Origin of the sequence: Micromonospora avicenniae (assembly GCF_900156065.1) — a bacterium.
In the GTDB taxonomy this organism is placed as follows: Bacteria; Actinomycetota; Actinomycetes; order Mycobacteriales; family Micromonosporaceae; genus Micromonospora; species Micromonospora avicenniae.
The window spans coordinates 585,371-597,521 of sequence record NZ_FTNF01000001.1 but is presented as its reverse complement, the minus strand read 5'-3'; the positions used below and the strand labels follow the sequence as shown (position 1 = coordinate 597,521).

Annotated in this window: 12 protein-coding genes; 9 read left to right on the top strand and 3 right to left on the bottom strand. The window is 73.9% G+C overall.

The features are described 5' to 3' along the window. Nucleotides 1–15 precede the first annotated feature (15 nt). Nucleotides 16–516 carry a hypothetical protein gene (locus BXA10_RS02825; protein ID WP_076467113.1) on the top strand — a complete coding sequence of 167 codons (501 nt, stop codon included), beginning with the start codon at nt 16–18 and terminating at the stop codon, nt 514–516. A gap of 56 nt (nt 517–572) precedes the next feature. Here BXA10_RS02825 and BXA10_RS02820 read toward each other — a convergent pair whose 3' ends face one another. Next, the gene (locus BXA10_RS02820) at nt 573–1,589 is read right to left on the bottom strand and encodes an ABC transporter ATP-binding protein (RefSeq protein WP_076467111.1); all 1,017 of its coding nucleotides are present in this window, start codon (nt 1,587–1,589) and stop codon (nt 573–575) included. A gap of 2 nt (nt 1,590–1,591) precedes the next feature. On the opposite strand from BXA10_RS02820, the gene BXA10_RS02815 reads away from it, so the two are divergent. The 4 genes from BXA10_RS02815 (at nt 1,592) to BXA10_RS02800 (ending at nt 5,947) form a co-directional block, all read left to right on the top strand. Continuing rightward, nucleotides 1,592–2,278 carry an ABC transporter permease gene (locus BXA10_RS02815; RefSeq protein WP_076467109.1) on the top strand — a complete coding sequence of 229 codons (687 nt, stop codon included), beginning with the start codon at nt 1,592–1,594 and terminating at the stop codon, nt 2,276–2,278. Continuing rightward, a complete protein-coding gene (locus tag BXA10_RS02810) occupies nt 2,275–2,997 on the top strand; it encodes an ABC transporter permease (RefSeq protein ID WP_076467399.1) in 723 nt (240 codons plus the stop codon). The genes BXA10_RS02815 and BXA10_RS02810 overlap by 4 nt, the downstream gene beginning before the upstream one ends. Nucleotides 2,998–3,284: 287 nt before the next feature. After that, nucleotides 3,285–4,289 carry a glycine betaine ABC transporter substrate-binding protein gene (locus tag BXA10_RS02805; RefSeq protein ID WP_076467107.1) on the top strand — a complete coding sequence of 335 codons (1,005 nt, stop codon included), beginning with the start codon at nt 3,285–3,287 and terminating at the stop codon, nt 4,287–4,289. Between the two features lie 131 nt (nt 4,290–4,420). Continuing rightward, complete coding sequence (locus BXA10_RS02800) at nt 4,421–5,947, top strand: hypothetical protein (protein ID WP_084752137.1); 1,527 nt, start codon at nt 4,421–4,423, stop codon at nt 5,945–5,947. Nucleotides 5,948–5,967: 20 nt separating this feature from the next. Here BXA10_RS02800 and BXA10_RS02795 read toward each other — a convergent pair whose 3' ends face one another. Continuing rightward, complete coding sequence (locus tag BXA10_RS02795; protein ID WP_175649084.1) at nt 5,968–7,155, bottom strand: NADH-quinone oxidoreductase subunit D; 1,188 nt, start codon at nt 7,153–7,155, stop codon at nt 5,968–5,970. After that, a complete protein-coding gene (locus BXA10_RS02790; protein WP_084752168.1) occupies nt 7,152–8,141 on the bottom strand; it encodes an SAM-dependent methyltransferase in 990 nt (329 codons plus the stop codon). The genes BXA10_RS02795 and BXA10_RS02790 overlap by 4 nt, the downstream gene beginning before the upstream one ends. Before the next feature lie 663 nt (nt 8,142–8,804). Here BXA10_RS02790 and BXA10_RS02785 point away from each other — a divergent pair. The 4 genes from BXA10_RS02785 (at nt 8,805) to BXA10_RS02770 (ending at nt 12,146) form a co-directional block, all read left to right on the top strand. Next, entirely contained in the window at nt 8,805–9,770 is a 966-nt protein-coding gene (locus BXA10_RS02785) for a Rossmann-like and DUF2520 domain-containing protein (RefSeq protein ID WP_076467394.1), read from the top strand. A 61-nt stretch (nt 9,771–9,831) separates the two neighbouring features. Then, a complete protein-coding gene (gene panC, locus BXA10_RS02780) occupies nt 9,832–10,677 on the top strand; it encodes a pantoate--beta-alanine ligase (protein WP_076467101.1) in 846 nt (281 codons plus the stop codon). 29 nt (nt 10,678–10,706) lie between these two features. Next, the gene (gene panD, locus BXA10_RS02775) at nt 10,707–11,129 is read left to right on the top strand and encodes an aspartate 1-decarboxylase (protein WP_076467099.1); all 423 of its coding nucleotides are present in this window, start codon (nt 10,707–10,709) and stop codon (nt 11,127–11,129) included. A gap of 123 nt (nt 11,130–11,252) precedes the next feature. Further along, on the top strand, nt 11,253–12,146 hold the full coding sequence (locus BXA10_RS02770; protein WP_076467097.1) for a septum formation family protein: 894 nt from the start codon (nt 11,253–11,255) through the stop codon (nt 12,144–12,146). Nucleotides 12,147–12,151 lie beyond the last annotated feature (5 nt).

The following is a 12,151-nucleotide window of genomic DNA, read 5'->3' as shown; positions in this document are numbered from 1 at the left end:
GGAACGGACAGCATCATGGCGTTCACCAACCGGACCGGCACGCTGAGCCGGTACGGCACGGCGGCCGGCACCGGCGCGCTCGCCGTGCTCGTGCTCGTCGCCGTCGCCGGCAGTCCGGCGTACGTCGGCTGGGCCGGGAATCACACCGACCCGAACTCGGCGGCCGGCTGGTACCTGCGAGTGCTCGCCTGGCCGGCGTGGCGGATCGACGCCGGGGACCGGGCCGGCGGGGTGCTCGCGGCAGACCTGCGAGCGATCCTGCTGGTGATCCTCGCGGCGGCTCTGCTCTACGTGCTTCCGGCCTCGCAGGTGGCCCGGGTACCCGGCGGGTTCAGCCAGTTCTTCTCCGGCTGGGCGGCGTTCGTGCTGGCCGGCGGTCTCGCGGGCCTGCTCGCGACGTTCCTCGGGCCGGGGCCGTCGATGCTCGGCGCGTTGCAGGCCGCCTCGGCCGGAGCCGGTTACGGCTTCCTCACCGGTTGGATCATCGGCACGGCCAGCCTGGGCGGCCGCGCCTGACGACCGCCCCCGGGACCGGCCCGGGGGTCGATCGGGCCGGGCCGGAGGGGCCCTGCCTACTGCGGGCGGGCCAGGTCGAACAGGCGTCGGCGGTCCAGCGAGCCGACGGGGCGTCCCTCGTCGGTGACCAGCACCCGCTCCGCCGCCGAGGTGAGCAGCGCCGCGAGCGCGTCGTACGCCGAGCCGTCCAGTGGCACGGCCGGCGCGTCCGGTGCCGCGTCGGTGGGCACCGGCTCCAGCGCCTCCCGACGCAGCGGGGTGACCACCAGCCGGCGGATGCCCCGGTCGGCGCCGACGAACTCGCGTACGAACGGGGTGGCGGGCGTGCCGAGCAGCGCCGCCGGTGGGTCGTACTGCTCCAGGTGGCCGCCCTCGGAGAGCACCGCGATCCGGTCGCCGAGCCGGACCGCTTCGTCGAGGTCGTGGGTGACCAGCACGATCGTCTTGCGCACCTCGGCCTGCAGCCGGAGGAACTCCTCCTGCAGCCGGGTCCGGGCGACCGGGTCGACGGCGGAGAACGGCTCGTCCATCAGCAGCACCACCGGGTCGGCGGCGAGCGCCCTGGCCACCCCGACCCGCTGGCGCTGCCCGCCGGAGAGCTCGTGCGGGTACCGGCCCCCGAACGTCCCCGGGTCGAGGCCGATCAGCTCCAGCAGTTCGTCGACCCGGCTCCGGATCTGGTCCCGGGGCCAGCCGAGCAGCTTCGGGACGGTCGCGACGTTCGCCCGTACCGTCTGGTGCGGGAAGAGCCCGACGTTCTGGATGACGTAGCCGATCCGGCGGCGCAGCCGCACCGGGTCGACCCGGGTGACGTCCTCGTCACCGAGGAGGGTCCGGCCCCCGGTGGGCTCGATCATCCGGTTGATCATCCGCAGCACTGTCGACTTGCCGCTGCCGGACGGACCGATGAGCACCACCAGCTCGCCGGCACCGACCTCGAGGCTCAGCCCGCGTACGGCTTCGGTCCCGTCCGGGTAGCGTTTGCGGACGCCCTCCAAGGTGATCGACGCCGCGCGCTGCTCACCGACGGTCGCGCGCCCGCCGGCGCCGGAGGTCTCCGGGGTAACGTCCACGTATGTCCTTCCGCCTGAGCTACCGGGCCGACCCGGGCAATCCCTGGTTCTCCTGGCAGTACCTGCGGGACAACTCTGACACGCTCGTCGCGGCGCTGCGAGACCATGCCTCGCTGACCGCCCGGGCCGTGCTGATCGCCGCCCTGATCGCCGTACCGCTGGCCGTGGTGGCGTACTGGTTCCGTCCGCTCGCCGGTCCGATCCTCGCCTTCACCGGGGTGCTCTACACGATCCCGTCGCTGGCCTTGTTCGCGTTCATCGCGCCCTACCTGGGCATCGGCACGGTAACCGTACTCACCGTGGTGGTGCTCTACGCCCTGCTCGTGATCGTGCGTAACACGGTCGCCGGGTTGACCCAGGTGCCGCCCGAGGTCCGCGAGGCGGCCGAAGGCATGGGTTACGGCAGGTGGGGGCGGCTGTTCCGGATCGAGCTGCCGCTCGCCCTACCGGGCATCCTCACCGGTCTCCGGCTGGCCACCGTCTCGACCGTGGCGCTGGTCACCGTCGGCGTGGTCGTGGGTCGCGGCGGACTCGGACAGGTGATCTTCGCAGGCTTCCAGAACAACTTCTACAAGGCGCAGATCATGGCCGGGACGCTGCTCTGCGTCCTCCTCGCCCTGGTGCTGGACCTGATCCTCGCCGGGCTCGGCCGACTGCTCACCCCGTGGCTCACCCGGAGATCGTCATGAGTGTCATCGAGCAGGCGATCGTCTGGCTCAACGACCCGCTGAACTGGACCAACCCGGGCGGGGTGCTGGACCGGCTCGGCGAGCACCTGATCCTCTCCGCCGCCGCCGTCGCGCTGGGCTGCCTGGTGGCCTGGCCGATCGGGCTCTGGCTCGGTCACACCGGGCGCGCCGGCGGCCTGGTCGTGCTGGTGGCCAACGTGACCCTCGCCATCCCCACGCTTGCCCTGCTCACCATCCTGCCGCTGACCTTCCTCGGGTTCGGCCGGCCGTCGGTGATTGTCGCGTTGGCGGTCTTCGCTCTGCCGCCGCTGCTGGCCAACGCGTACACGGGGGTGCGGCAGGCCGATCCGGAGGCGCGGGACGCCGCACGCGGCATGGGACTCTCCGGCTGGCAGGTGCTGCGGCAGGTGGAGCTGCCGCTCGCCGTGCCGTACCTGGCGGCCGGGTTCCGGACCGCCGCCGTGCAGGTGGTGGCCACCGCGGCGCTCGCCTCGTTCGTCAACGGCGGCGGGCTTGGCCAGATCATCCGTGCCGGGTTCGGGCTGGACATCGCCGCCGGTGGCGGCCAGATCCTCGCCGGGGGCGTGCTGGTGGCCGCGCTCGCCATGTTGGTCGAGGTGGTGCTGGCCCTGGTCGAGCGGGCCGTCACGCCGCGTGCGGTTCGCGCCGCCCGCCGTGGCGCGAACCGCCGCGCCGCCGACGCGGTGGCTGGCGGCTGACCCACCCGCACCCGACGAAGGGCGGACGACGAGGCGCCGTACCGCGGGCGAGCCGTACCCGGCGACCGTAGGGGCCAACCAATCTTCTGTGGCGTGACTCACGCCGCCGAACGCCCGGATGCCGCCCGGCGCCGGCCCGGCGGTGACGATCAGGTGACGAACGTCCCGTCCGGTTGTCGTACCCGGCCGGAGGATGTTGGGTGGAATCGCGGGCATCGGAACGATCGCCCGTCGGACACGCGGCCGGCCCGGAAGGGTCGCGCCGGGACACGGAAGGCGGGCAGTACATGCACGCACGTATTCGACTGGCCGTCGGCGCGGCCGCGGCTCTCACCGCGGCCGGGCTCCTGAGCGGCTGCGGTGGCGCCGGCTCGTCCGGCACCGACACCCCGGAGCAGCAGGCGAGCGGCGCGGGCTGCGCCCCCGTCGCGGGTGACCAGCTGATGGTCCTCGCCGACGACAAGAAGCAGCAGAACAGCGACAACGTCATCCCGGCCGTCAACGCCGACGCGGCGAACCCGCAGCTGCTCGCCGCGCTCGACAAGGTCTCGGGCGCGCTGGACACGCCGAAGCTCGTCCAGCTCAACAAGGCGGTCGACGTCGACCGGAAGACCCCGAAGACGGCGGCGGAGGAGTTCGCCTCGGCGAACAACCTCACCGCGGGTATCGCCAAGGGCCCGGGCGGCCAGCTCGTGGTCGGCGCCGCCAACTTCAGCGAGAGCGAGACGCTCGCGGAGCTCTACCGGATCGCGCTCACCGCCGCCGGCTACCAGGTCCGCGTGCAGCAGATCGGCAGCCGGGAGCTCTACGAGCCCGCCCTGGAGAAGGGCGAGATCCAGGTCGTCCCGGAGTACGCCGCGAGCATGGCCGAGTTCCTCAACACCAAGGCCAACGGGTCAGGCGCCAAGCCGGTCGCCTCGCCGGACCTCGACAAGACCGTGACCGCGCTGCGGGCGGCCGGCGACAAGGTGGGCATCACCTTCGGCAAGCCGTCGGCAGCCCAGGACCAGAACGCCTTCGCGGTCACCAAGGCGTTCTCCGACAAGTACGGCGTCCGTACCCTCTCCGAGCTGGCCGGCAAGTGCTCCGGTCAGGCGACGGTGCTGGCCGGTCCGCCGGAGTGCCCGCAGCGGGTCACCTGCCAGGCCGGCCTGGTCCAGGTCTACAACTTCCAGGCGGGCTCCTTCAGCTCGCTGGACGCCGGTGGCCCGCAGACCAAGAACGCCCTGAAGACCGGCAGCGCCAGCGTGGGCCTCGTCCTCTCCTCGGACGCGGCGTTGGCCACCAGCTGACCTGTCCATCGGGCCGGCCCGATCGGCTTCGGCCGGTCGGGCCGGCACTTTTTCCGGGCCCGCCGCGGTGACGGGTGCGGAGTCCCGGGCCCGTTCCCACCTGAAGCCGGCTCTCGGTAGGCTGCACAGCCATGCCGGCCCCCGAAGCCATGCGCAGCCGCTCCCTCCTGACGACCCTGTTCTGGATCGGCGTGGGACTGGCGCCGGTGGCAGCGCTGATCCTGCTGGTCGCCGACGGCAACGGGCCGCTGCGTTTCGCGGCGGTGCTCGCGATCGTGGCCGTGGTGCTGATCGGCCTGTCGATCGCGCTTCGATCCGACGGTGAGAGCGGTCAGGACCGCCTGGCGGAGGTCTTCGACGAGATGGACCAGCTCCGCCGTGAGTTGCGTGGCGAGATCGTCGCCGCCGCCCAGCGCGGCAACCAGGCCCTCGACCAGGCCCAGCGGGCTCAGGAGGCGGTGGCCGCGGTGCACCGGAGGCTCGAAGCCACCGGTGCCGCCCTCGCCGGTGCCGCGGTCGGCGGTGCCGCTGTCGGCGGTGCCGAGGAGCCGGTCGGGTCAGGTCGGGCGCGGGTGCCGGTCGCCGAGCCGGAGGAGGATGTGCCGGCCGGCCGGGCTCGGGCGCCCCGGGAGGAGAGCCGGTCCCGGTGGGCGGACGACGAGGAGCCGGCCCCCCGTTCGGCGTCGGGCCGGCACGGCACCGACCTTCCGAACCCCGAGCCGGAGTGGCCGGCCCCCAGCACCTACGGCGCGCGAGCCGGATCCGCCGGGGAGCGTACGGGTGCCGCCGGGTACGGCGGGGAGCGTACGGGTGCCGCCGCGGCCGGCGTCTATGGAGCCGGGCCCCGCCCGGGTGAGCAGGACGGCCGGCCGGAGCCCCGGCAGATGGGCGTGGTCCGGCACACCGAGACGGTGCACGTGACCACCCGGCACACGATCGTGGACGGTGGCCCGGCGGAGTCGCCCGGCGGGCGTTACGGCGGCGGTTACTCGGGCGGCTGGTCGCCGCCGGCCGACGAGCGACAGTGGGGCACCCCCGAGGAGCACCGCCCGCAGGAGCGGTCCTGGTCCGGGTACGGCGGCTCGGACGAGCGCTCCCGGTCCGATGACGAGCACCCGTGGGCAGGTGCGGGCGGTCCACGCGGCGAGACCGGTTGGGACGATCCGCGCGCCGGCCGGCGGGACGAGCGGGGCTGGTCGGCCCCGGACGACCAGTGGGACCGGGCGGAGCCGGACCGGCCGGCGCAGGTCGACGACGCCGGACAGTACTGGTCGCAGATGCGCGCCGGTGACCGCTGGGCGTCGGTCCGGGACGACGACCGGGGCCGGGAGGTGCGGATGGGCGAGCGGCGGGCCGAGGTGCACGCGGACGCGACCGGCAGTGAGTACCGGGTCGCCGACCGCTGGGCGGCGGTCCGCCGGGACGAGCCGCAACGCGGGTACGACGAGGGCCGCCGGGGCAACTGGGTCGAGCCGGAGGAGCGGGCGCTGCCCGCCGGCGGGGTGCCCGTGCCCGACGAGTGGCGCCCGCCGCGCCAGCGCGGGCCGGTCGACGCCGAGCCGGAGCGGGTCGGCCGCCGCGCGCGGGTCGACGACGACGCGTACGACTACCCGCCCCGCGACGACGGACCCCGTGGCGGCGGTTCCCGCTGGCGCTGACCGGCGCCGCCCGGCCCGACCTACTTGTCGATGTCGCCGACCACGAAGAACATCGAGCCGAGGATCGCGATCAGGTCCGGCACCAGGCAGCCCGGCAGCAGCGTCGCGAGCGCCTGCACGTTGGCGTACGACGCGGTGCGCAGCTTGAGCCGCCACGGCGTCTTCTCGCCCCGCGAGACCAGGTAGTAGCCGTTGATGCCGAGCGGGTTCTCGGTCCACGCGTACGTGTGCCCCTCGGGGGCCTTGACCACCTTCGGCAGCCGCGTGTTCACCGGTCCGGTGAGCCGGTCGACCCGGTCCAGGCATTGCTCGGCGAGGTCGAGCGAGACGTACACCTGGTCGAGCAGAACCTCGAACCGGGCATGGCAGTCCCCGGCGGTCTTGGTCACCACCGGGACGTCCAACTCGTCGTACGCGAGGTAGGGCTCGTCCCGACGTAGGTCCAGGTCGAGGCCGGAGGCGCGGGCGACCGGGCCGGACGCCCCGAACGCCGCGGCGTCCTCCCTGGAGAGCACTCCGACACCGACGGTACGGGCCAGGAAGATCTCGTTGCGCCGGATCAGGTGGTCCAGGTCGGGCAGACGCCGGCGTACCTCGCCGATCGCGGCCCGCGCCCGGCCGGTCCAGCCGGACGGCACTTCCTCCTTCAGCCCGCCGACCCGGTTGAACATGTAGTGGATCCGGCCGCCGGAGACCTCCTCCATCACCGCCTGGAGCGTCTCCCGCTCGCGGAAGGCGTAGAACATCGGCGTGATCGCGCCGATCTCCAGCGGGTAGGAGCCGAGGAACATCAGGTGGTTCAGCACCCGGTTCAGTTCGGCGAGGGCCATCCGCAGCCAGGTCGCCCGCTCGGGCACCTCGAGCCCCATCAACCGTTCGACCGCGAGCACCACGCCCAGCTCGTTGGAGAACGCCGACAGCCAGTCGTGCCGGTTGGCCAGCACGATGATCTGCCGGTAGTCGCGTACCTCGAAGAGCTTCTCCGCGCCCCGGTGCATGTAGCCGACGATCGGCTCGGCCGACACCACCCGCTCACCGTCGAGCACCAGCTTCAGCCGCAGCACACCGTGGGTGGACGGGTGCTGCGGGCCGATGTTGAGCACCATGTCGGTGCCGAGCTGCTCACCGCCGGTGCCCGCCACCAGGCCGGCCCCGGTGCCGACGGTCAGCTCGCGGAGGTCCCCGGCGTCGGTGGTCATGCCCGTCATCGTGCCACGCCCGGGTCGAACGCCACGTCGACCGGTTGCCACAGCCACCGATGCCCGCCCAGGCCGGCCGGGTCGGTCAGCTCGGCCACCGTGGACGCCGCGGCGAGCGCCCGCACGTACCCGGCCGGGTCGGTGGCGGCCAACGTCAGCGGCGGTCGGCCGCCGTCGGCCCCGAGCGCGCGCAGCGCCTCCCGCTGCGACGACAAGGAGTACGCGCACCGCGCGACCCGCTCACCGGCGGAGGCGACGGAGTCCATGGCGACGTGCGCGGTGACGTCGCAGGATCCGTCCGGCACCGGTGTCACCTGTCGCCCGCCCCGGTAGCCGGTCAGCGTCCCGCCCACCGGCCGCTCCGCCGTCAGGTGTCCGTAGTCCACGGCCAACGCCAGCCCCCGGTCGACGTGGCGCACCGCCTCTGCCCAGGCTTCGTCCCTGGTCCGTCCGATCTCGGCCCTCGCGCCCGTGGCGGCGTCAGGGCAGTCCGATTCGCTCGGTTCGGCGCTGGTCGCCGTGGGGGTTTCCGGGCAGCCCGACTCGCTCGGTTCGGCGCTGGTCGCCGTGGGGGTTTCCGGGCAGCCCGACCGGTTCCGGGCGGTCAGGCTTGATCCCTCCGCCGGCCGGGCTGCCCGGAAACCCGACCCGGTCGTTCCTGGACCGTCCGTAAGGGTTCCCGGCAGCAAGCCCACCTCGTCGGCGACGTCGCCGGGTACCGGCCACCACGTCGCCAGCCATTCGGCGTCCTCCGGACCGACCGGGCCACCCACAAGCTCTGCACCCGAGGCGGGATCGACCAGCAGATACCGCCACCCGCCGGACCCGTGCACGGCGATGTCCAGCGGCACGTTGTCCAGCCACTCGGTGGCCAGGAGCAGCCCGGTGATCCCGGCCGGGATCCGGTCGACCCAGTTGATCTCCGGAGGGAGGTCTTCGGGGCGAGGCGCGAGTTCGACGGCGGTGAACCGTACCCGCTCGGCCAGCGGAACCACGGCGGAGGATGCCGGCTCGGCGGGCCGTGCCCCGGATCCGGATCCGGATTGTGGCGGCGCGGGACGGACGGCGGCCGCGGAAGTCAGGGTTTCCGGGGAGCCCACCCGCGGAGGGATCAAGCCTGACCGCCCGGAGCGGGTGGGCTCCCCGGAAACCCCCGACCCGGCACCCGCCGCCGGAGCGGACCCGGCACGCCCCCTCGAACCGGACCCGGCGGCCAACCCCGCGAGAGCCCGTAGCAGCTCTCCGCGACCGGCACCCACGTCGACCACGTCCAACCGGTCCGGGTGGTTGAGCGCCGCGTCGACCTGTTCGACGACCCGGAGCAGTGCGGTGGCGAACGCCGGGGACGCGTGCACCGAGGTCCGGAAGTGGTCGACGGGGCCGGACCCGGAGACGAAGAAGCCGCCCGGGCCGTAGAGCGCCCGGTCCATCGCGTCGCGCCAGCGGATCGGCATCAGTTCGTTCCTCGGTCAGGGCCCGTCACCGTGCCGACCCTACGGTCACCTGGCATGAGACGGCGCCTCGTCCCCGCCGTGGCAGGTCCCGCCCGACAGGCCGGCCCGGGGTGGTGAAGGTTTTCACATCAGGGGTTTCGATACCGTCGCCCGGGCGCATACTTGCGATCGACCGGTACCCCACTCGAGGACTGGATCATCGCCATGAGCGCACCGCTGCGCCCACGCCCGGCCGCCCCCAGGCAGGCCGCCGCCACCGTGGGCTCCGCCCGTCCGGGCGTCTTTCCGCGCAGCCTCACCGTCGGCGTCATCGGCGCCGGCCGCGTCGGCGCCGTCCTGGGCGCCGCACTCTCCGCCGCCGGGCACCGGGTGGTCGCCGCCACCGGCGGGTCCGGGGTGAACCGCAACCGGCTCGCGCTGCTGCCCGGCGTGGCACCCGGCTCCGCCGCCGAGGTGGCCCGAGCCGCCACCGACCTGCTGCTGATCGCGGTGCCGGACGACTCGCTCGCGTGCGTGGTCGCCACCCTGGCCGACGGTGGCCTGCTCCACCCCGGGCAGGTGGTCGCGCACACCTCGGGTGCGCACGGGCTGGCCGTGCTCGACCCGGCCGCCGCGGTCGGTGCCCGGCCGCTCGCCCTGCACCCGGCGATGACCTTCACCGGTACGCCGGAGGACCTCGGCCGGCTCGCCGGCATCTCGTACGGGGTGACCGCTCCCACCGACCTTCGGCCGCTGGCGGCACGGCTGGTCGCCGATCTCGGTGGTGTGCCGGAGTGGGTCGGGGAGACGGACCGCCCGCTCTACCACGCGGCCCTGGCGCACGGCGCCAACCATCTGGTGACCCTGGTCAACGAGGCGGCCGACCGGCTACGTGACGCCGGGGTGACCCAGCCGGAGAAGGTGCTCGCCCCGCTGCTGCGGGCCGCCCTGGAGAACGCCCTGCACTACGGCGACGAAGCGCTGACCGGTCCGGTCTCCCGCGGCGACGCCGGCACCGTCGAGCGGCATCTCGCCCGACTCGCCGCCACCGCGCCCGAGTCGGTGGCCCCTTACCTGGCCCTGGCTCGGCGTACCGCTGACCGGGCCATCGCCAGCGGCCGGCTGGCCCCGGCCGACGCGGCGTCGCTGCTCGGTGTGCTCGCCGACACCCAGGGGCAGGTGGCCAGGTGACGGTCCGGGGAATGGCGGGGGGCGTGTGCACGCTGACGAGGATCCGGGAGGTGGCCGCCGCATGGAACTGGTGACGACCCGCGAGGAGCTCGCGAAGGCGCGCGCCGGGCTGACCGGCACGGTCGGCGTGGTGATGACCATGGGTGCCCTGCACGAGGGGCACGAGACGCTGCTGCGCGCGGCCCGGGAGCAGGCCGACCACGTGCTGGTGACGATCTTCGTGAACCCGCTGCAGTTCGGCCCGAACGAGGACTTCGACCGCTATCCGCGTACGCTCGCCGCCGATCTGGAGGTCTGCCGGCGAGCCGGGGCGGACGTGGTCTTCGCACCGAGCCGGGAGGAGATCTACCCGGGCGGTGAGCCCCGGGTCCGGGTCGACCCGGGCAGCCTCGGTGCGGAGTTGGAGGGGCAGAGCCGCCCCGGCTTCTTCCACGGGGTACTCACCGTGGTGCTGAAGCTGTTCCAGCTCACCCGGCCCGACCTGGCCTTCTTCGGCGAGAAGGACTACCAGCAGCTGACCCTGATCCGGCGGATGGTCCGCGATCTGGGCGTGCCGGTGCAGGTGCTCGGCGTGCCGACCGTACGGGAACCGGACGGGCTCGCGCTCTCCAGCCGCAACCGGTACCTCTCGGAGCCCGAGCGGGCCGCCGCGCTGAGCCTGTCCGGCGCGCTGCGTGCCGGTGCCGAGGCCGCCGAGCAGGGGCGGGACGCGGGCGTGGTGCTCAGCGCCGCGCACCAGGCGTTCGGCGCCGGTACCCCCGGCGCGCAGCTGGACTACCTGGTGCTGACCGACCCGGACCTGGAGCCGGGGCCGGTGGACGGCCCGGCACGGCTGCTCATCGCCGCCTGGGTCGGCAGCACTCGCCTGATCGACAACATGCCGATCCGTCTCGCCCCCCGTTCTTGAACCCCCTGCTCCGCGAAAGGCCCACCCCGATGCTGCGAACCATGCTCAAGTCGAAGATCCACCGCGCTACGGTCACCCAGGCGGACCTGCACTACGTCGGCTCGGTCACGGTGGACGAGGATCTGCTCGACGCCGCCGACCTGCTCCCGGGTGAGCAGGTGGCGATCGTGGACATCACCAACGGAGCCCGGCTGGAGACGTACGTGATCCCGGGCGAGCGGGGCAGCGGCGTGATCGGCATCAACGGCGCGGCGGCGCACCTGGTGCACCCCGGTGACCTGGTCATCCTCATCTCGTACGGGCAGATGGACGACGCCGAGGCGCGGACCTACCGGCCGCGGGTGGTGCACGTGGACGCGGACAACCGGATCGTGGACCTGACGGCCGATCCGTCGACCGCCGTCCCCGGCACCGCCGGCGACCCGGTCCCGAACCCGTACGCCGTGGTCTGACCGTTCCGCAGGCGGGCCGTCCCGACCGGTTCGGGCGGCCGATGCGGTCTGTCACCGAAAGGTCATTCCTGGTTACCCTTGTCGCACCTGCCGGGAGGCGGGCGGTGCCTGGGGGAGGCCGCGATGCGCCGTTCGATGACCGTCCTGTCCGCGGTCGCCACCGCGGCGGTCCTGCTGGGAGGCTGCGGGACAGGTGACGGCGACGGCGATCTCACCGACGACTGGCCCGCCCTGCCGCCCGCAGCGGCGTTCACCCCGGCCGTCGGGATGTGCCAGGCGGCCGACTTCACCGATGTGGTGACCCTGGCGGCGTACCAGCCGATCGACTGCGCCGAGCCGCATCGGGTGGAGACCGTGCACGTGGGCACGTTCCCGGTGGCGTCGCCGACGCCGCCGTCGGGCAGCTCCGCCGACATGCGGGGCGCCTTCGCCGACTGCGACACCCGGGCCAGTGGGTACGTGGGCGACGACTGGCGGGCCGGCCGACTGAGACTCTCCGTGGCCGTGCCCTCCGGGGTGGGCTGGGCGGCCGGCTCCCGGTGGTACCGGTGCGACCTCTCCGAGCTGACCACTGTCGAGGCCGCCGCGACCGTGGTGACCCGTACGGGCAGCCTCCGCGACGCGCTGAAGGGCCCGTATCCGCTGCGGCTGGGCTGCCAGCAGGCCCGGGGCGGCAAGGGTGCGGGCGTGCAGGGGTTGGTGCCGGTCGACTGCGTCACCCGCCACGACGCGGAGTTCGTCGGGGTGTGGCGGGCGCCGGAGGGCGCGTACCCGACGCGACAGGCGGACTGGCTGCCCCTCTACGCCGGGTGCCGCTCGGTGCTCGGCCGGTTCGTCGGTGTACCCGACGACGCCGAGCTGCGGTTCCGCAGCGGCGTGGTGGTCCGCCCGCCGGGCGAGGGACGGTGGCGGGTCGGCGACCGGGGGGTGCGCTGCTACCTCTGGCTCAGCCACCGTACGGTGACCGGCTCGCTCAGGGGCGCCGGCCCGGCCGGTCTGCCCGTCCGCACCAGCTGACCGCG

Excerpts from the sequence above, each read along its gene's own strand:
- BXA10_RS02825 (WP_076467113.1), top strand. The coding sequence starts at position 16 with ATGGCGTTCACCAACCGGACCGGCACGCTGAGCCGGTACGGCACGGCG.
- BXA10_RS02815 (WP_076467109.1), top strand. The coding sequence starts at position 1,592 with ATGTCCTTCCGCCTGAGCTACCGGGCCGACCCGGGCAATCCCTGGTTC.
- BXA10_RS02810 (WP_076467399.1), top strand. The coding sequence starts at position 2,275 with ATGAGTGTCATCGAGCAGGCGATCGTCTGGCTCAACGACCCGCTGAAC.
- BXA10_RS02805 (WP_076467107.1), top strand. The coding sequence starts at position 3,285 with ATGCACGCACGTATTCGACTGGCCGTCGGCGCGGCCGCGGCTCTCACC.
- BXA10_RS02800 (WP_084752137.1), top strand. The coding sequence starts at position 4,421 with ATGCCGGCCCCCGAAGCCATGCGCAGCCGCTCCCTCCTGACGACCCTG.
- BXA10_RS02795 (WP_175649084.1), bottom strand. The coding sequence starts at position 7,155 with ATGACGGGCATGACCACCGACGCCGGGGACCTCCGCGAGCTGACCGTC.
- BXA10_RS02785 (WP_076467394.1), top strand. The coding sequence starts at position 8,805 with ATGAGCGCACCGCTGCGCCCACGCCCGGCCGCCCCCAGGCAGGCCGCC.
- panC (WP_076467101.1), top strand. The coding sequence starts at position 9,832 with ATGGAACTGGTGACGACCCGCGAGGAGCTCGCGAAGGCGCGCGCCGGG.
- panD (WP_076467099.1), top strand. The coding sequence starts at position 10,707 with ATGCTGCGAACCATGCTCAAGTCGAAGATCCACCGCGCTACGGTCACC.
- BXA10_RS02770 (WP_076467097.1), top strand. The coding sequence starts at position 11,253 with ATGCGCCGTTCGATGACCGTCCTGTCCGCGGTCGCCACCGCGGCGGTC.